The following is a 19105-nucleotide window of genomic DNA, read 5'->3' on the forward strand; positions in this document are numbered from 1 at the left end:
AATTATGGCAATAATTCGTACTATACTGTTTATTATTCTCCTGACTTCATGCAATAACCCTTTTGCAGACCCTAATTCGGCAAAAATTAATCAGAACGAAAAACTTGTCAAGTCGGCAAAAAAAGATATTCATGAACTGCCATTAGAATTAGCTGAAATTTCAGGGATCACATTTTTAAATGATAGTGTATTGGTTGCCATACAGGATGAAAGAGGTATGCTGTATTACTATAACATCGCACAGGGCAAAATAATTAAAAAACAAAGCTTTGCCGGACAAGGCGATTATGAAGACCTGGTTAAAGTCGGCAATGACGTCTATGTCATAAACAGTGAGGGAATAATTTCGCAAATAAAAGATTTTGAGTCATCTAACCCGGTCTTAAAGACGTTTACTACTCCACTCGGGAAAGACAACGACATCGAGGGTCTGGGTTACGATTCCAAAACCAACAGGCTCTTAATTGCACCTAAAGAGTATGGAATTACTAAAGATAAAACAAGCAAGCATATTTATGGTTTTGATTTAGCAACCATGACATTTCAAAAAAAACCTGTATACACCCTTAAACTGTCTGAAATTGAAAAGCAATTCGAAGGTGATGCATTGGAAGAAAGTTCTAAAAAATTCCTGAAGGCACTAGGTAATGAGAATATGAACAAAGTTTTTCGATCATCTGCAATTACCGTAAACGAGAAGGTTGGCGATATATATATTCTTTCATCCATTAATGGGCTGATAGTGATCTTATCCCCTGAAGGTACAATCAAGAGAATTATACAATTGAACGGGCCTGAATATAAGCAACCTGAAGGTATGGCATTTTCTCCGAACGGTAAGCTGTATGTTTCAAATGAAGGGGGTAAATCGGGCATTGGGAATATTTTAGAAATAATACATGAAAAATAATTTTTGTATAGCCGTACTTGTTCTTGCAGGACTGATTACCATTCAGGCATGTACCAGCCTGAAACCTTATTACGATAAAACCCAGTTAAATTGGCAAACTGCCAATAGCCCCGATACGCTCAAGCTAAAATATTCTGTGTGGCTATTTGGCGATGGAGGAGTTCCTGACAAAGACCGGCAGGAGCCCGTGCTTAAACTCTTGCAATCGCAGGTATTTCATCATGACACTTCAAAGGTGTACACTTCGACTGATACTGGTGCAGTCAATAACTCCCGCAAAGAAGATGTAGTGATCTTCCTGGGCGACAACATCTATGAAACTGGAATGCCCGAGCCTGACGACGCAGACCGGGAGGAGAAAGAGCGCCGGATCAATGAGCAAATGAACGTCGTTAAAAACTTCAAGGGGCGAAAAATATTCTTACCTGGCAATCATGACTGGAATGAAGGGCGTTCGGGCGGCCTGGCTGCCATTAACCGCCAGGAACAATACATTGAACAGTATCTGAATTCCGGCGACGTACTGATGCCCAGTAATGGCTGCGGCGGCCCGGTAGAAGTCCAGCTAAACAAAGATCTTGTCGTTATTGCTATTGATTCTGAGTGGTGGCTGAGCAAACATGAGAAATCTATGGCGCCAGACAATGGCTGCACGGTTTCTAGCAGGTTAGAGATCATCCAGCAGGTGGAGGATATAATTCTCCGCAATAAAGGCAAGCACATTATTATTGCGCAACACCATCCTCTATTCAGCAATGGCCGTCATGGTGGCTACTATACGCTTAAGGACTACCTGTTCCCTCTTACCCTGGTACGGGACAACTATTACATACCGCTTCCTATAATCGGGGCTATTTATCCATTAATGCGGCAATATGGGATATCCCGCCAAGACCTTTCGAATAAAGACTACCAGCAATTAAAGAGAGGCCTCCTTTCCATACTGGAAGATGAAAAGAACATCGTGTTAGCCACAGGCCATGAACATGCTTTACAGTTCAACAAGTACAATGACATAAACCACATTATTAGCGGTGCAGGTTCAAAGTCATCCTCCATGATCAAAGGTAATGATGCTTTGTTCTCCTATGGCGGGGGAAGTATGCAGGGTTTTGCCAGGCTGAATTACTACGACAACGGGCAGGCATGGCTCGAATTCTGGGAGCCTGTGGGTGATGGCTCGAAGGGCCGGATTTCGTACCGGACTCCGTTGTATGCTATCCCATCGAACACGGAAGAAAAAACCGCTGAAGAAAAGATAATAAGTTACAAAGACAGTGTCAAAACCGTTATTGCCGGAGACGCATTTACCGCCGGGCCGTTGAAACGACAGCTATTTGGTGAACATTACAGAGATACCTGGGCGATTCCTATAAAAGTGAAATACTTAGATCTTAATACGTTCGGTGGTGGGCTGACTCCCGTAAAACTTGGTGGGGGTAAACAAACCACCAGCCTGCAGATGGAAGGCAAGGATAAAAACCTTTATCAGTTCCGTACCGTAGCAAAAAATCCGGCGGCTTTATTGCCTGAAGGTTTCCTAAAAACCTTTGCCGAAGATCTTATTCAGGATCAGATCTCGTCTGCCCATCCCTACGGCGCGCTTATGATTCCTGATATGGCTAAAGCCGTTGGTATTTATCACACAAACCCCGAGTTGGTTTATATGCCCTACTCCACCTTGCTTGGCCCTTATATACAGCAGGTAGGTGGCAAGCTGGGTATTATTGAAGTAAGGCCGGATGAAGATCTCTCAGATTTCAGCTCTTTTGGTAATGCTAAAAACGCTGTGGGCACCCCTAAAATGTACGAAGAGTTAAAGGATGACAATGACAACGAAGTAGACCAGGAAATGTTCCTGAAATCTCGCTTATTTGACATTCTGATAGGCGACTGGGACCGTCATGAAGATCAGTGGAGATGGGCCGAATTCAAGAAGCAGCATGGAGTTATCTTCCGCCCAATTCCACGCGACCGCGACCAGGCATTCACCAAATTTGACGGGCTGATTCCGAGATTTGTTAGTAAAGTACTGCCCGATATTCAATCGTTCGAAATGACTATAGGAAAGCCAGCGGACCTTTCTATCGCAGCCCGGAACCTTGACCGGAATTTGCTTACTGAACTAACGAGGGAGGACTGGCAGCGCATAGCGGTGCAAATGCAGTCTGACCTTACTGATGCGATCATTGAAGGTGCGGTGAAGAAAATGCCCGTAGAAGTATATAGCGAGGCTGGTCAGGAAATTATAGACAAACTTAAGTCGCGGCGCGCACAACTCGCCGCAGTAGCAGATGAATATTATCGCATACTCGCCAAAGAAGTAACCGTTACAGGCTCAGATAAGAAGGAGTTTTTCAGAATCGAACGCTTCGGGAATACAACGCGCCTTACTGTTCACAAAATTGATTCTAACGAAAATGTAACTCGTCCCCTGTACAACCGCACCTTTGTTAATGCCGACACCAGGGAACTAAATATCTTCGCCCTTAGCGGGCGCGACAGCATACTGATAGACGGCCAGTCTGATAATCCGATTAAAATCCGTGTTGTTGGTGGTGAGAAGAGAGACGCCATTACAGATCTTTCAACAGAAAGAACCATATATTATGACCTTAAATCGGACAGTAATTCAGTGGTGGGAAATCCAGCGGCCAGGCTATCAAATGACGGCGATATCAATAGCTATGAGCTTAATTCATTTAATTACGATAACAAAGGATTCAGGCCCTCTTTTGATTTTAACGCAGATGACAGGCTTTTTATAGGCGGAGGCTTCGGCGTTAAGCATTATGGCTTCAGGAAATTCCCTGCCAGCTATGATATGAGCCTGACAGGCAACTATGCACCTAAAACAGGTGCTTACACGATCCGGTACAAGGCTGACATCTATTCCATTTTCGGGAAAAATAATGATGTCCTCTTCAGAGCCAGCTTTAATGGGCCGAAATATACTTTTAACTACTATGGCCAGGGCAACTCATCTCTTAATATTGGCGACGATATCGAATATTTCAGGGTGAGAACAAAAAACCTGAGCCTTGCTGCTTTTTACCAACACCGTTTCACTAAGGTTTTCAGCGTCGGCATCGGCCCGGGCTATGAGTACTTCCGTGTTGAAAAGCCAGGCGACAGGTATGTAAGCTCTCCGGTTTTCCCTGAAAGAGCAGAGATAGCTGCCCCTTCAAAATACGGAAGCATCCGGTCTTTCGCCAATATTGACTTTGTGGATGATAAATTGTTCCCGGGCTCCGGAGTAAGATGGTTTAATCAAATTAACTATTTCAATGAGTTTACTAACACAAAACAAAAATATCTGCAGCTAAAGAGTGATATTTCCTTTTATGCTACACCGAACTTTAGTTTTCCGGTAACCGCCGCAGTCCGGTTTGGTGCCGCAATAAATATTGGCGATTATAAATTCTTTCAGGCAAACTCCTTAGGTAGCAATACCAACTTAAGGGGCTTTAGAAATAACCGCTTCTCAGGAAGATCCTACCTGTATCAAAACACAGAAATAAGGTTCAAGGCAGCTCATTTTAGAAACTACATATTTACCGGCGACTTCGGGCTATTTGGCTTTTTTGATTCAGGGCGCGTGTACTCAGACCTTCCTGACACCAGTAAATGGCATAAAGGATACGGGCCTGGCATATGGCTTAATCTCTATAATAAATTCCTGGTATCGAGCGGATACGGTTTTTCAAAGGAGGGTCACTATCTGACACTCAAAAGCGGCTTATCGTTCTGACAGTGCATAAAAAAAGGGGTCCGTTACCGGCGCCCCTCTTTCTTAAAATGTTATTCTATTATTTGGATTTAACAGCAGCAGTGGAATTGGTTTTTTCGGCCAGTAACAAAGCATTATAAGCGTTTACAACACCACCAGATACCGATATCTCACTCAACGCAACCTTTTTTGAAGTACCTTCTTCTCTGATCTTAACCTTCTGCTCAACCTTAGTAACCGAGTTCATGATTATTTCCTTAACCTGCACAGCTGTGAACTGAGGGTAATACGAGCGGATCAGCGCGGCTAAGCCAGCAACGACCGGTGATGCCATACTTGTACCGTCATTTTCTTTATATTTGGAATCCGGCATTGTCGAATTGATCTTAACACCGGGTGCAAATACATCAACTGTTTTGCCACCGTAGTTTGAAAATGAAGCAACCAGGTCTTCATCGTTCTTCCAGCTGGATGCACCTACCTCGATCCATCCTTCCGCTGTGCCCATTGTGACACCGGTACTGTCGACATAAAACCTGTTCGGCACGTTATCTTCTTTCTCCGTGTTCTTAGCCTCGTTCCCAGCGGCATGCACTAAAAGAACATCTTTAGAAACAGCATATTTCACAGCCTCATCCACCACCTTCTTATCCCAGGAGTAACCTTTACCAAAACTCATATTGATAATTTTCGCCCCGTTATCAACTGCATATCTGATAGAATTAGCCACGTCCTTATCACGCTCGTCACCGTCAGGAACAGTACGGATGGCCATTATCTTTACGTTACCCGCAACGCCCTTAATACCGGTATTATTTGTCCGAACTGCTCCGATAATTCCGGCTACATGCGACCCATGTTCAGCATCTGGTCCTGTAATGTCGTTATTGCCGTAATACCGTTCGCTACTGTCGGCATAATTATCTCCGACAGAATCTTTTCTGGGATCAAATTCAAGATTCAAGTGATACTTAACCTGCGTGTCGTAATGCTTCTTACCGTCCTCCAGTTCCTGCCTGAATTCTTTGTAGGAAGTCTTTTTTATCTCAGGCTTCAGGAACTTAACAACCTGCGGCTCGATGTCGCCCTCGGGCTTATATGCATTAAAGTCATCGATCGTCGGGTCAGTCTTATTCATTTTAACCAGGATCTCGTCAAGATATTTGAGAATCATCGTTGTGTTTTGGAGACCCATTTGAGCCTGTTGAAGCTTGGCCATATAGTCCGTAACCAATTTCTTATATAGCTGGAACTCTTTACGCTCAGCCTCGGTAAAGGGAGTCGAATTCAATGCAGCAGCATATTTAGGCTGAAGCTTATTGATCAATCTCACAACTTCCATATTATCGTGGTGAACATTTGTTCCCTTAGCCGACCCTATGAAATTCCAGCCGTGTATATCATCTATATAGCCATTCTTGTCATCGTCTATACCATTTGCAGGTATCTCCTTTGCGTTTACCCACATAACTTGTTTCAGATCCTCGTGGTTCTCATCAATGCCGCCATCGATAACCGCTACCACCACTGGCTTCGAGCTCTTATTTTTCAATAATTCAGTGTAAGCTTTCTCTGTGCTAATGCCGAAAACACCATCCTTTACTAAGTCCAGGTTCTGCCAATTTTCCTTTGGCTTTTCATCAGGGCTGCCCTGTGCAAAGGAAGTTAAGGGCAATGCAAAGACCGCCGCAGTGTATAATAGTCTTTTAATAAAATTCATTCTGTTTATTTTTTCAATGTATGTTCAAGATAACGAATATTCAGACCAACGAGTATGCCAAATATATTGAATCCGGGTTTTACACATATATACGAATATCCGGAAGATATAGTTCTGTATCAATGTCAAAGTGACAGAATATTTTAAAGAATTTTAAAGACTGATGAGTAAGCGCAAGGAACAAAGAATAAGGACAAACTGCACATTCAGAAACATTCCATGATCATGCAGGTAATGCACCAGCTGCTCTTCGTTCCATATTCCAAACACATCGGTCAGGAGGGAATTATCTTCCACAAAAAACCCCGATCGTTCGAAAGGGGCTTGTTTAATCCCGATAGCTATCGGGATGGGCACCGCGACCTACCCCATACCTATCGGGACTCCCATCCGCCCCGGGCGGACAGTACCATTGGCGCTGATGGACTCCCATAGAAACCTTCGCCCACAAAAAAAGCCCTCATTCCATCAGGAACAAGGGCTTGTTTAAAATTGGGCACCGACCTACTCTCCCACCTGTTACGGCAGTACCATTGGCTCTGGCGGGCTTAACTTCTCTGTTCGGAATGGGAAGAGGTGGACACCACCGATATAGGCACCTGAAGACTTTGGGAGTTGTACGTTGTACGTGATAAGTTCTACGTCTTGCAACACTTGACTTATCCGTTTTGCAACGTATTACGTAAAACGTATTACGTTTAACTCCGCTAATATCTTAACATACAGGAAAAAGTACTTGAATAAGAAAACAACAGCATTATTAGCTACTACAAGTAGTAGTCTATCTGCCTTGCACTCCAGTTAATGGAGCGCGAAGAAAGCTTCGGGCAATTAGTATTACTCGGCTATGATGTCGCCACCTTTACACCTGTAACCTATCAACGTAGTCATCTTCTACGACCCTCAATGGAAGTCTCATCTTGTGGCTAGTTTCGCACTTAGATGCTTTCAGCGCTTATCTATTCCAAACGTAGCTACTCTGCAGTACAGCTGGCGCCATAACAGATTCACTAGCGGTTTGTCCATCCCGGTCCTCTCGTACTAAGGACAGCCCCACTCAAACTTCCAACGCCCACAACAGATAGGGACCGAACTGTCTCGCGACGTTCTGAACCCAGCTCGCGTGCCACTTTAATCGGCGAACAGCCGAACCCTTGGGACCTTCTCCAGCCCCAGGATGTGACGAGCCGACATCGAGGTGCCAAACCTCCCCGTCGATATGAGCTCTTGGGGGAGATCAGCCTGTTATCCCCAGCGTACCTTTTATCCTTTGAGCGACGGCCCTTCCATGCAGAACCGCCGGATCACTATATCCGTCTTTCGACCCAGATCGACTTGTCTGTCTCACTGTCAAGCAAGCTTATGCTATTGCACTCCCCGTACGGTTACCAAGCGTACTGAGCTTACCTTTGAAAGCCTCCGTTACTCTTTTGGAGGCGACCACCCCAGTCAAACTACCCACCAAACAATGTCTCCGACTTAGCCGGATTAGACACCGTATACAGAAAGGGTGGTATTTCAAGGTTGTTTCCACGACTCCTGGCGAAGCCGCTTCACTAACTCCCACCTATCCTACACATCCTGTATCCAATATCAATGTTAAGTTGTAGTGAAGGTGCATGGGGTCTTTCCGTCCCGTTGCGGGTAACCGGCGTCTTCACCGATACCACAATTTCACCGAGCTCATGGCTGAGACAGCGCCCAGATCGTTACACCATTCGTGCAGGTCGGAACTTACCCGACAAGGAATTTCGCTACCTTAGGACCGTTATAGTTACGGCCGCCGTTTACTGGGGCTTCGATTCAATGCTTCGCCTTGCGACTAACATCCCCTCTTAACCTTCCAGCACCGGGCAGGTGTCAGGCCTTATACCTCATCTTTCGATTTTGCAAAGCCATGTGTTTTTGTTAAACAGTCGCCTGGGCCTTTTCACTGCGGCTGCCATTGCTGACAGCGCCCCTTCTCCCGAAGTTACAGGGCCATTTTGCCGAGTTCCTTAGCCATGATTCACTCGAGCACCTTAGGATTCTCTCCTCGACTACCTGTGTCGGTTTACGGTACGGGTTTTTATAACCTGAAGTTTAGCGGGTTTTCTTGGAAGTCTGATTACCTGTTCTATCTACGCCCCCGAAGGTTTGCAGTACTATTGGGTTTCAGCAATAATCACGGATTTGCCTATGATTACTATACCTACGCCTTTTAACGATCTATTCCGTCAGATCGCGACAGTGTCACTACTCCGTCACCGCGTCACAGTTATAAAAAGTATGGGAATATTAACCCATTGTCCATCGGCTTCCCCCTTCGGGTACACCTTAGGCCCCGACTAACCCTGATCCGATTAGCGTTGATCAGGAAACCTTAGTCTTTCGGTGGGCGGGTTTCTCTCCCGCCTTATCGTTACTTATGCCTACATTTGCTTTTCTGATCTCTCCACCACCGCTGACGCGTATAGCTTCACTGATATCAGAATGCTCCCCTACCACTCTTTCGAGTCCATAGCTTCGGTGATACACTTAATGCCCGTTTATTATCCATGCCCGATCGCTCGACTAGTGAGCTGTTACGCACTCTTTAAATGAATGGCTGCTTCCAAGCCAACATCCTAGCTGTCTGTGCAATCGGACCTCGTTAGTTCAACTTAGCGTATACTTGGGGACCTTAGCTGATGGTCTGGGTTCTTTCCCTCTCGGCGCGTGACCTTAGCACCCCGCGCCTCACTGCCAGTCATATTTCATTAGCATTCGGAGTTCGTCTGGATTTGGTAGGATTTGACTCCCCCGCACCCAATCGGTAGCTCTACCTCTATGAAACTTAATACTGACGCTGTTCCTAAAAACATTTCGGGGAGTACGAGCTATTTCCCAGTTTGATTAGCCTTTCACCCCTACCCACAAGTCATCCGGAAACTTTTCAACGTTTATCGGTTCGGTCCTCCAGTACGTGTTACCGCACCTTCAACCTGCTCATGGGTAGATCACAAGGTTTCGCGTCTACCCCCTCTGACTATACGCCCTATTCAGACTCGCTTTCGCTTCGGCTTCGTGACTTAATCACTTAACCTTGCCAGAGAGGAGTAACTCGTAGGCTCATTATGCAAAAGGCACGCCGTCACAGAACAAGTCTGCTCCGACCGCTTGTAAGCACACGGTTTCAGGTTCTATTTCACTCCGCTATTCGCGGTTCTTTTCACCTTTCCCTCACGGTACTAGTTCACTATCGGTCTCTCAGGAGTATTTAGCCTTAGCGGATGGTGCCGCTAGATTCCCACAAGGCGTCTCCGACCTCGCGGTACTCAGGATCCTACTAGGTTACTATCGCTTACGTGTACGGGATTCTCACCCTCTATGATTGGCTTTCCCAAGCCATTCCACTTCACTTTAATATACCACATCGTAGTCCTACAACCCCGGAATTGCCGTAACAATCCCGGTTTGGGCTCTTTCCCTTTCGCTCGCCACTACTCAGGAAATCACTATTGTTTTCTCTTCCTCCGCTTACTTAGATGTTTCAGTTCAGCGGGTTTGCGCATGTTTGCAACTAGTCTTCAACTAGTTAGGTTTCCCCATTCGGAAATCTTCGGATCAAGTCATATTTGCTAATCCCCGAAGCTTATCGCAGCTTATCACGTCCTTCATCGCCTCTGAGAGCCTAGGCATCCCCCGTGTGCCCTTTCTTACTTTCTTCTTCTAACTGCCTTTTGCTCAGTTAGAATGCTTTTTTGGTCTGCTGCCTTCCGGATCAAGGAACAACGATCAAGGATCAAAGACACTTGCGCATCTTTGCTCTTTTTTCTTTGCTCTTTACTCCTTCCAACAACTTCCCTACTGTTGTCTTCTCTTTCAATTACTTTTTTCCAATATGTCAAAGAACGTTTGCTCCCTATTATGAAGCAGCGTGGAGAATAACGGATTCGAACCGTTGACCCCCTGCGTGCAAGGCAGGTGCTCTAGCCAGCTGAGCTAATCCCCCTTCAAAATGAGTTGAACGTCTTAAGTTTTACGTTATACGTTTCTGTGTGTAGTTATCAAGTTATGGTCGCTAGGTTTAACGTAAAACGTATCACTTATAACGTATAACTCAAAGTAGTCCCGAGCAGTCCCGATAGCTATCGGGATGAACTGCGGACCTGGTAGTCCCGAGCAGATTTGAACTGCTGACCCCTACATTATCAGTGTAGTGCTCTAACCAAACTGAGCTACGGGACTCTGTTAATGAGTATTGAGTAGTGAGTATCAAGTAGTGAGATCTCCTCAACGCTGTACCCCACATCTTCAAGCCCGTCTCAAATTGGAGCACTTCTTAATGGCTCATCTTTTGGGTTGTCTTTTGTTTTTTAATAAAGAAAATCAAAGAAGTATAACAAGAGCAGTTAAAGCGCTCTAGAAAGGAGGTATTCCAGCCGCACCTTCCGGTACGGCTACCTTGTTACGACTTAGCCCCAGTTATCGGTTTTACCCTAGGACGCTCCTTGCGGTTACGTACTTCAGGTACCCCCAACTTCCATGGCTTGACGGGCGGTGTGTACAAGGCCCGGGAACGTATTCACCGCAGCATTGCTGATCTGCGATTACTAGCGAATCCAACTTCAAGAGGTCGAGTTGCAGACCTCTATCCGAACTGTGAATGGCTTTTTGAGATTGGCATCCTGTTACCAGGTAGCGGCCCTCTGTACCATCCATTGTAGCACGTGTGTAGCCCCGGACGTAAGGGCCATGATGACTTGACGTCGTCCCCTCCTTCCTCTCTGTTTGCACAGGCAGTCTGTTTAGAGTCCCCACCATAACATGCTGGCAACTAAACATAGGGGTTGCGCTCGTTGCGGGACTTAACCCAACACCTCACGGCACGAGCTGACGACAGCCATGCAGCACCTAGTTTCCTGTCCTTGCGGACTGACTCATCTCTGAATCATTCAGTAACTTTCAAGCCCGGGTAAGGTTCCTCGCGTATCATCGAATTAAACCACATGCTCCTCCGCTTGTGCGGGCCCCCGTCAATTCCTTTGAGTTTCACCCTTGCGGGCGTACTCCCCAGGTGGAATACTTAACGCTTTCGCTTTGACGCTAACTGTATATCGCTAACATCGAGTATTCATCGTTTAGGGCGTGGACTACCAGGGTATCTAATCCTGTTTGATCCCCACGCTTTCGTGCCTCAGCGTCATTGACACCTTAGTAAGCTGCCTTCGCAATTGGTGTTCTGTGACATATCTATGCATTTCACCGCTACTTGTCACATTCCGCCTACCTCAAGTGTAATCAAGCCCATCAGTATCAAGGGCACTGCGATGGTTGAGCCACCGTCTTTCACCCCTGACTTAATAGGCCGCCTACGCACCCTTTAAACCCAATAAATCCGGATAACGCTTGGATCCTCCGTATTACCGCGGCTGCTGGCACGGAGTTAGCCGATCCTTATTCTTACAGTACATTCAGCTCACTACACGTAGTGAGGTTTATTCCCGTATAAAAGCAGTTTACAACCCGTAGGGCCGTCTTCCTGCACGCGGCATGGCTGGTTCAGAGTTGCCTCCATTGACCAATATTCCTTACTGCTGCCTCCCGTAGGAGTCTGGTCCGTGTCTCAGTACCAGTGTGGGGGGTCATCCTCTCAGATCCCCTAGTCATCGTGGTCTTGGTGAGCCGTTACCTCACCAACTAACTAATGACACGCATGCCCATCTTAATCCTATAAATATTTGATCATCTCCCGATGCCGGAAGGTGATTTTATGCGGTGTTAATCTCTCTTTCGAGAGGCTATCCCCCTGATTAAGGTAGGTTGCATACGCGTTACGCACCCGTGCGCCACTTTCACCAGGAGCAAGCCCCTGGATCTCGTTCGACTTGCATGTATTAGGCCTGCCGCTAGCGTTCATCCTGAGCCAGGATCAAACTCTCCATTGTAAAATGTGAATCTGTCCTAGCCCTATTATATCTCAAATAGAACTAGTTATTATTGTATTCTATTCTCGCTTTAACTTCAAGACCAAATGGTCTCTTCTCGTTATACTTCTATTGACATTTCTTTAAAGAACTTTGCGCCTTTCCCATCACGGTGCCGGCTTATATTTTCGTGGTATTGCTACCCCTCAAATCTTTCATCTTTTGTCGCTTTCAGCATCGCGCCGGCCGCTTGTTTTTATCTCCCCTTTTGTTTGGGACTGCAAAGGTAGGATTCTTTCTGACCTTCGCAAAATTTATTTTAAAGTTTTTTTGATCCCCCTGCATATCAACCCCTTCAATCCGAATCACGCCCACAGGCCCCTAACAACCCTACACCACTAAACTCCAAAACCGCTCAAAAAACAACCCGCTTCTCTTACTTGCGGGATGCAAAGGTAACAACTTTCCAACTCCCCTGCAACAGCAATCCCCTTTTAATTGATAACTTTCTCTTAACTACCTGTTAACGAAGAGGAAAAAATGAATGACCAAAGCGGGTCAGTACACACCCTCCCGAAATACCTCTCTCTCACAAACCCCGCAAGCAGATTCCAGGATACAAAAAGACAGAGGCAGGACAGTATAGTAGTGAGGCTAGACTGGATAAGGCCATAGTGGGCTATCAATGGCAGATCCTTCGTTCAAAATGCCCTTTGAACGAAGGATCTACGAACAAGAACCCTATCAGACCATGGTCAGAACAACCCCATGGCGAAGTAAAAAATGCCTGAGAGAGACCCGATCTGCGCAAATCACCTATTAACCGGTACATTTTAAATATCTTTGACAACACGTATACCTCTACCGCAGGCGGGCGTACACGTAAAACGTATAACTCCCTATGAGCAATAAACTCCCTTCTGCATTTATCAGGTCCCTAATAGAGAATTATAATATCGAGGGGGAAGAGTTTATAAAATCCCACGAAAGTGGTGAACAACTCACGTCCGTCAGGCTGAATAACTATAAGCCTTCTGATGTATACGCTGATAATGAGGTGATCCCATGGTGTACAACAGGCCGTTACCTTAAAGAACGTCCTTCTTTTACTGCCGATCCTTTATTCCATGCTGGTTGCTACTATGTTCAGGAGGCATCTTCCATGTTTCTGGAGCAAGTGCTTGAACATTCATCTGATCTTTCTTCAGCGAACAGGGTATTAGATCTCTGTGCCGCGCCGGGAGGAAAAAGTACACTGATCAGTTCTTTGATCAATGAGGAAAGCCTCCTGCTGTCTAATGAGATCATTAAAACCCGCGTACCTGTCCTGGCAGATAACCTGATAAAATGGGGGCCTTCTAATACATTTGTTAGCAATAACGATCCTCGTGACTTCAAGAGATTAAATGCCTATTTCGATATTGTTGTGGTTGATGCACCATGCTCCGGATCGGGAATGTTCAGAAAGGATCCCGATGCGATCAATGAATGGTCTGAAAGCGCGGTTCTGCTATGCAGCCAAAGACAGCAGCGAATACTGGCCGATATTTATCCTGCCATTAAAGAGAACGGAACGCTTATATATTCTACCTGCTCATATTCAAAGCAAGAGAACGAAGACATATCCGACTGGCTATGTGATACGTTCAATGTGCAACCGATACAGATCCCCCTACAGCCGGAATGGAGGATAGAGGAGACCCGCTCTGATAAACACCAATGTTATGGCTATCGCTTTTATCCTCATAAAGTGAAAGGCGAGGGCTTTTTCATTGCTGCCTTTAAGAAAACCGAAGCGGCACCCGAGGCGCAGGTAAAACGTGCGAAGGAAACAAGGATCAATCAAAATGGTGAAGCTATTATCCGGGAATGGCTAGCGGGGGCGGATGACCTTAGAATTTTGGGCTTCCAGGACGACTTCTTTGCAATACATAAAAACCATGAAGCCGATCTGCAGTTTCTGCAATCTCACCTATACCTTAAAAAATCAGGGGTAAGGATAGGTAAGGTAATGGGCAAAGACCTGGTACCCAATCATGAGCTGGCTTTGAGCCTTATATTAAATGAAAATGTCCAGCGCGTTGATGTTACCCGGGAGCAGGCGATATCTTATTTGAAACGCGATGAACTGAAACTGGAAACAGATATTCGGGGATGGGCATTGATCTGTTATCAGGGACATGCCCTGGGATGGGCGAAAATGCTGGGTAATAGGATGAATAATTATTTCCCGAAAGAAATGAGGATCGTGAACCAGAATATAAGGTAAGAGGGAGATTAATACTGTCCGGTAGACAACATCACCAGTGTGCAGGCCTCTAACGTTTCAATGCCGTTCTGCTCCGCCAGTTCTTCCAGCACCGGATTCTCTGTTCCGGGGTTAAAGATAATACGCTTAGGTTTTGATTCAATGATGTAATCATAATATTGAGGCTGGTTGTGGGGACCTACATACAGGGTAATGGTGTCTATATCTTCATACACCTGGCCGGCCTTCTCGATTTCAACGCCGCCGGCCTGGCCAGACTTTATGCCGATATTAACAATAGGGTGCCCGTGTGAAACAAGACGGTTCGCTGCAAGATTAGCATATCGTGATGGATTATCGGTTGCTCCTAAAATTAATGTCCTCTTTTTCATATCTCTATTCAATGTATTTAAATACAGCGTCTGCACAGTTCATGCCATCAATTGCCGCCGAAACAATTCCGCCCGCGTAACCTGCGCCTTCACCACATGGGAAGAGTCCTGCCATTCGGGTATGCTGCAGCGTTTCTTTGTCCCTTGGGATCCTCACTGGCGACGAAGTCCGGGACTCTACTCCTACCAGAATAGCTTCGTTTGTAAAATAGCCCTTCATTTTTTTTCCAAAGGCAGGGAGTGCCTGTCTGAGCCGTTTATGAATAAAAGGCGGCAGTACTGTACTTAGGTCTGCGCTTCTGGTGCCTGGGATATATGAGTTTTGCGGAAGATCAACGGAGAGTTTGTTCTTCACGAAATCCACCATCCGCTGTGCCGGTGCGACCAGATTACCCCCTCCCGCCTGGTAGGCGAGTTTCTCTACACTGGCCTGAAATTCGAGCATGCGTAGTGAATTGGCAGGATTTCCCGCAACATCATCCAGGTTTATCTGAACCACTGTGCCTGAATTTGCAAAGGGGTTGTTCCGTTTGGATGGCGACCAGCCATTAACCACAATCTCGCCTGGCTCGGTTGAACAAGGTGCGATTATACCACCCGGGCACATACAGAATGAGAATACTCCCCGGCCTTCAACCTGGTCGACCAGGCTATAATAAGAGGGCGGAAGGTATTCGCTCCTGACGTCACAATGATATTGTGCCTGGTCAATGATAGACTGAGGATGCTCAATTCTGACCCCAAGGGCAAAGGGCTTAGCTTCGAGACTAATATTGTGCTTGCGGAGTAAATAATAGATGTCCCGGGCCGAGTGGCCTGTGGCCAGAATTACAGCTTCTGCGGTAAAGGCTTTGTCGCCGCAAACCACGCCTGATAGTTTATCCCCGGAAACAATAAAGTCAGTTACCCGGCTATCAAAGTGTACCTCACCTCCTGCATTTAATATTTTTTCGCGAAGGGCAGTAATAATGCCCGGAAGTTTATTTGTACCAATATGAGGTCGGGCATCGATCAGGATATCGGCTGGTGCACCGTGTTCCACGAACGCCTTTAAAACATACTGGACATCGCCACGCTTATTAGACCGAGTGTAGAGCTTTCCGTCAGAATAGGTTCCTGCCCCGCCTTCTCCATGACAATAATTGGAATCCGGATTAACAATGCCTTCCTTATTTATAAGAGCGAGGTCGCGCCTTCTTTGTTTCACATCCTTACCCCGCTCAATAATAATAGGCTTCAGGCCGAGCTCTATACATCTTATTGCGGCAAATAGCCCGGCAGGTCCGGCGCCTATGATCAAAACCGGCCTTTTGTCGCTGACATTTTGGTACCTGACAGCAAATATTTCAGGGACCGGCTTCTCGTCAACGTAAATATTGACTTTCAAACGATAAACAGCTTTCCGGCCGCGCGCGTCAATTGATCTTTTAAGTATCTGAACTTGGATAATACGCTCTGCAGGCAATCCAATAGCCTTTATTACCGCATCCCGAATGGAATTCTGATCTGCGGCCTGCTCTGGCTGAAGGACCAGTTCAATCTCTTTTATCATAATTTATTGCCGGGTATTATCCCGGAGGTGTAACAAAGGTATGAAAATTGATTCCTATGGTGTAGATTTAAAAATTAAACTCACAAAACATGAAAAGATTAATATTTACCGTCATTGGATTCTTTGCTGTGCTGTCCCTTAGTTCATGTGGCTACAACAGCATGGTTACCCTGGATGAGCAGGTTACACAACAGTGGGCTCAGGTTGAAAACGTTTATCAACGTCGCGCAGAGCTTATTCCAAATTTGGTTGCTACCGTGAAGGGGGCAGCAGATTTTGAGCAGAAGACACTTACGGACGTGACTGAAGCCCGTGCCAAGGCAAGTTCAATTACTGTTGATCCAACGAACCTGACACCAGAGTCGATCGCTCAATTCCAGGCTGTACAAGGTCAGCTCAGCCAGTCGCTTGGACGATTGTTAGCAACCGTCGAAGCCTATCCGCAATTGAAGGCTAACCAGAACTTTCTTGAACTCCAGTCACAGCTTGAAGGTGCAGAGAACCGTATCACCGTAGAACGTCAGAAATTCAATGAAGTAACGCAAACCTATAATTCAAAGATCCGTACTTTCCCTAATAACCTGACAGCGGGTATGTTTGGGTTCAAAACAAAGGGATACTTCAAAGCAGATGCCGGTGCAAGTGCAGCGCCTAAAGTTGAATTTTAAGCGATCGCTTAGATCATCATACATTGATCGTCCCGGTGTGACCGGGGCGATCCATATTTAAGTCATGGGAATTTTTAGTGAACAAGAACAGCAGCTTATTAGTGAAGCTGTGGAGTCGGCAGAACGGTTTACGTCGGGCGAGATCCGTGTATGTATCGAAAAGAAATGCAGTGAACCGGTCCTGGACCGCGCCGCCAACTATTTCAAACAGTTGGATATGCATAAGACTGCCAAACGCAATGGCGTACTGATATACCTGGCTACGGAAGACCACCAGTTCGCTATAATAGGCGATTCGGGAATCAATCGGCTCGTTCCACATGATTTTTGGAACAGTACAAAGGACGCCATGCTTGGTCACTTCAGGAATCAGGACCTGGTAGGTGGAATTGTAACGGGAGTTAAACTTGCGGGCGAACAGTTGCAAGCTTTCTTTCCATATCTCGATAGTGATGTTAACGAACTGCCTAATGACATCTCGTTCATGGACGGCAAATAATGGGATCCAATAAAAAAATACAACGCCCCCTGCAAATGAAATTCAAAAATATCCTGTTTACTGTTATTCTGCTATTGCTAACTACCGGGCTGTTTGCACAGACTTTTCCTGCAAAGCCCAACAGGCTGGTAAACGATTATACACAGACTCTTTCTACTGACCAGGTTAATCAGCTTGAGCAGAAATTAGTTGCGTTTGACGATTCTACGTCGACTCAGATTGCAGTAGTCATCATTAAGTCTCTTGAGGGTTATGATGTCCAGGATTATGCCGTAAGACTGGCAGAGAGCTGGGGAGTGGGAGGTGCACAGAACAATAACGGGGTAGTTTTATTGGTTTCTCTGGGCGACCGTAAGGTAACTATACAAACAGGTTATGGAGTTGAGGGTGCCTTGCCAGACGCTATTGCAAGACGGATAATTGAAAATGAGATAACTCCGAATTTTAAGGTTGGCGACTATTTCGCTGGCATTAGCCAGGGTACCGACGCGATCATTGCATATACCAAAGGAGAATATAAAAACGATTCGCCCCGGAAACGTGGCAAATCAGGAGGTGGTATAGTACCTTTTATCATCATCTTTATAGTGATTATTATCCTGGCTATCAAGCGCGGGGGTGGCGGTGGCGGCAGCCAGGTTATCGGCGGCCGCGGAAGCGCAAGCCCTTTCTGGTGGCTATTATTGGGTTCTCAACTGGGCCGCGGCGGAGGTGGTGGTGGATTTGGTGGATTCTCCGGTGGCGGTGGTGGTTTTGGCGGCGGCGGTGGTTTTGGAGGATTTGGCGGTGGCAGCTTTGGTGGTGGTGGTGCAAGCGGGTCGTGGTAGCTATTTCCATTCTCACCTCTCATGTCTATAAAATGAGTACTCTAAATTGGGAAAAGATCTCTTCAAAATACCTCGTACGGGCACCTTGGGCTACTCTCCGGGTAGACACCTGCGGAATGCCCGATGGTACTCTAATTCAAGACTACTACGTATTAGAATATCCTGACTGGGTTAATGTTATCGCCCTTACTGAAGAAAACCAGGTTATTCTTGTAAGGCAATACCGGCACGCGGCAGGTGAAGAGGTGCTGGAAATACCAGGCGGTGTTATCGAGAAAGATGAAACTCCGGAAGAGGCTGCGAGACGGGAGCTTCTTGAGGAAACCGGATATGAGTTCGACAAAATAGAGTTCCTTTCTGAATTGTACGCTAATCCCGCAACTGCAACAAATAAAACCTACTGCTTTCTCGCTACCGGCGGAAGGAAAACTTCAGAACAAAGTCTTGATAGAGGCGAGGAAATAATAGTTGAGCTGGTTAGCCTGGAAGAACTCAAACAATTAGTTCTTGATAACAAGTTTGGGCAGGCACTGCATACCAGCGGCATATTTTATGCTCTTATTAAGCTGGGTTACCTGCAATGAGATGCGGGATATGGGCCTGGGGATATGAGCTTTGAGATGTGAGTAGGGATTTTGTATAAATGCCAACCCCCGTTCAACACGCTTGCC

Annotated in this window: 10 protein-coding genes, 2 tRNA genes and 3 rRNA genes; 7 read left to right on the forward strand and 8 right to left on the reverse strand. The window is 46.1% G+C overall.

The features are described from left to right. Positions 1-4: 4 nt before the first annotated feature. Both P2W76_RS00220 and P2W76_RS00225 read left to right on the forward strand, forming a co-directional pair. Positions 5-910 carry an SdiA-regulated domain-containing protein gene (locus P2W76_RS00220; protein WP_276345422.1) on the forward strand — a complete coding sequence of 302 codons (906 nt, stop codon included), beginning with the start codon at positions 5-7 and terminating at the stop codon, positions 908-910. Next, positions 900-4661 (forward strand): metallophosphoesterase, encoded by a 3762-nt coding sequence (locus P2W76_RS00225; RefSeq protein WP_276345423.1) that lies wholly within the window; start codon positions 900-902, stop codon positions 4659-4661. Before P2W76_RS00220 ends, P2W76_RS00225 begins: the two co-directional genes overlap by 11 nt. 58 nt (positions 4662-4719) lie before the next feature. Here the strand turns inward: P2W76_RS00225 and P2W76_RS00230 are convergent, their stop codons facing one another. The 6 genes from P2W76_RS00230 to P2W76_RS00255 form a co-directional block, all read right to left on the reverse strand. Beyond that, positions 4720-6360, reverse strand: a complete 1641-nt coding sequence (locus tag P2W76_RS00230) for a S8 family peptidase (protein ID WP_276345425.1) — start codon at positions 6358-6360, stop codon at positions 4720-4722. 491 nt (positions 6361-6851) lie between these two features. Then, a 5S ribosomal RNA gene (rrf, locus tag P2W76_RS00235) occupies positions 6852-6963 on the reverse strand. A 208-nt stretch (positions 6964-7171) separates the two neighbouring features. Next, positions 7172-10048, reverse strand: a 23S ribosomal RNA gene (locus P2W76_RS00240). 211 nt (positions 10049-10259) lie between these two features. Further along, a tRNA-Ala gene (locus tag P2W76_RS00245) sits at positions 10260-10333 on the reverse strand. A 158-nt stretch (positions 10334-10491) separates the two neighbouring features. Continuing rightward, a tRNA-Ile gene (locus P2W76_RS00250) sits at positions 10492-10569 on the reverse strand. 178 nt (positions 10570-10747) lie between these two features. Beyond that, positions 10748-12269: ribosomal RNA gene (locus P2W76_RS00255) — 16S ribosomal RNA — on the reverse strand. The 16S, 23S and 5S rRNA genes sit together here with 2 tRNA genes alongside, the layout of an rRNA operon. A gap of 880 nt (positions 12270-13149) precedes the next feature. Between P2W76_RS00255 and P2W76_RS00260 the strand changes: the two genes are divergently transcribed. Continuing rightward, positions 13150-14517, forward strand: a complete 1368-nt coding sequence (locus P2W76_RS00260; protein WP_276345426.1) for an RNA methyltransferase — start codon at positions 13150-13152, stop codon at positions 14515-14517. An 8-nt stretch (positions 14518-14525) separates the two neighbouring features. Here P2W76_RS00260 and P2W76_RS00265 read toward each other — a convergent pair whose 3' ends face one another. After that, positions 14526-14888 carry a CoA-binding protein gene (locus P2W76_RS00265; protein WP_276345427.1) on the reverse strand — a complete coding sequence of 121 codons (363 nt, stop codon included), beginning with the start codon at positions 14886-14888 and terminating at the stop codon, positions 14526-14528. 4 nt (positions 14889-14892) lie between these two features. Next, positions 14893-16440 carry an FAD-dependent protein gene (locus P2W76_RS00270; protein ID WP_276345428.1) on the reverse strand — a complete coding sequence of 516 codons (1548 nt, stop codon included), beginning with the start codon at positions 16438-16440 and terminating at the stop codon, positions 14893-14895. Positions 16441-16529: 89 nt separating this feature from the next. On the opposite strand from P2W76_RS00270, the gene P2W76_RS00275 reads away from it, so the two are divergent. The 4 genes from P2W76_RS00275 to P2W76_RS00290 all read left to right on the forward strand — a co-directional run bounded on the left by P2W76_RS00275 (position 16530) and on the right by P2W76_RS00290 (position 19018). Beyond that, the gene (locus P2W76_RS00275) at positions 16530-17108 is read left to right on the forward strand and encodes a LemA family protein (protein WP_276345429.1); all 579 of its coding nucleotides are present in this window, start codon (positions 16530-16532) and stop codon (positions 17106-17108) included. Between the two features lie 64 nt (positions 17109-17172). Then, positions 17173-17607, forward strand: a complete 435-nt coding sequence (locus P2W76_RS00280) for a TPM domain-containing protein (RefSeq protein WP_276345430.1) — start codon at positions 17173-17175, stop codon at positions 17605-17607. A 35-nt stretch (positions 17608-17642) separates the two neighbouring features. After that, the gene (locus P2W76_RS00285; RefSeq protein WP_276346068.1) at positions 17643-18434 is read left to right on the forward strand and encodes a TPM domain-containing protein; all 792 of its coding nucleotides are present in this window, start codon (positions 17643-17645) and stop codon (positions 18432-18434) included. Between the two features lie 32 nt (positions 18435-18466). Further along, complete coding sequence (locus tag P2W76_RS00290) at positions 18467-19018, forward strand: NUDIX hydrolase (RefSeq protein ID WP_276345431.1); 552 nt, start codon at positions 18467-18469, stop codon at positions 19016-19018. Positions 19019-19105 lie beyond the last annotated feature (87 nt).

The sequence above is a fragment of the Daejeonella sp. JGW-45 genome (genome assembly GCF_029360805.1).
GTDB lineage: Bacteria > Bacteroidota > Bacteroidia > Sphingobacteriales > Sphingobacteriaceae > Daejeonella.

What these genes read in the sequence shown, in the direction of transcription:
- P2W76_RS00260 (WP_276345426.1), top strand. Translation starts at nt 13,150, where the DNA reads ATGAGCAATAAACTCCCTTCTGCATTTATCAGGTCCCTAATAGAGAAT.
- P2W76_RS00220 (WP_276345422.1), top strand. Translation starts at nt 5, where the DNA reads ATGGCAATAATTCGTACTATACTGTTTATTATTCTCCTGACTTCATGC.
- P2W76_RS00280 (WP_276345430.1), top strand. Translation starts at nt 17,173, where the DNA reads ATGGGAATTTTTAGTGAACAAGAACAGCAGCTTATTAGTGAAGCTGTG.
- P2W76_RS00275 (WP_276345429.1), top strand. Translation starts at nt 16,530, where the DNA reads ATGAAAAGATTAATATTTACCGTCATTGGATTCTTTGCTGTGCTGTCC.
- P2W76_RS00265 (WP_276345427.1), bottom strand. Translation starts at nt 14,888, where the DNA reads ATGAAAAAGAGGACATTAATTTTAGGAGCAACCGATAATCCATCACGA.
- P2W76_RS00285 (WP_276346068.1), top strand. Translation starts at nt 17,643, where the DNA reads ATGAAATTCAAAAATATCCTGTTTACTGTTATTCTGCTATTGCTAACT.
- P2W76_RS00290 (WP_276345431.1), top strand. Translation starts at nt 18,467, where the DNA reads ATGAGTACTCTAAATTGGGAAAAGATCTCTTCAAAATACCTCGTACGG.
- P2W76_RS00230 (WP_276345425.1), bottom strand. Translation starts at nt 6,360, where the DNA reads ATGAATTTTATTAAAAGACTATTATACACTGCGGCGGTCTTTGCATTG.
- P2W76_RS00225 (WP_276345423.1), top strand. Translation starts at nt 900, where the DNA reads ATGAAAAATAATTTTTGTATAGCCGTACTTGTTCTTGCAGGACTGATT.
- P2W76_RS00270 (WP_276345428.1), bottom strand. Translation starts at nt 16,440, where the DNA reads ATGATAAAAGAGATTGAACTGGTCCTTCAGCCAGAGCAGGCCGCAGAT.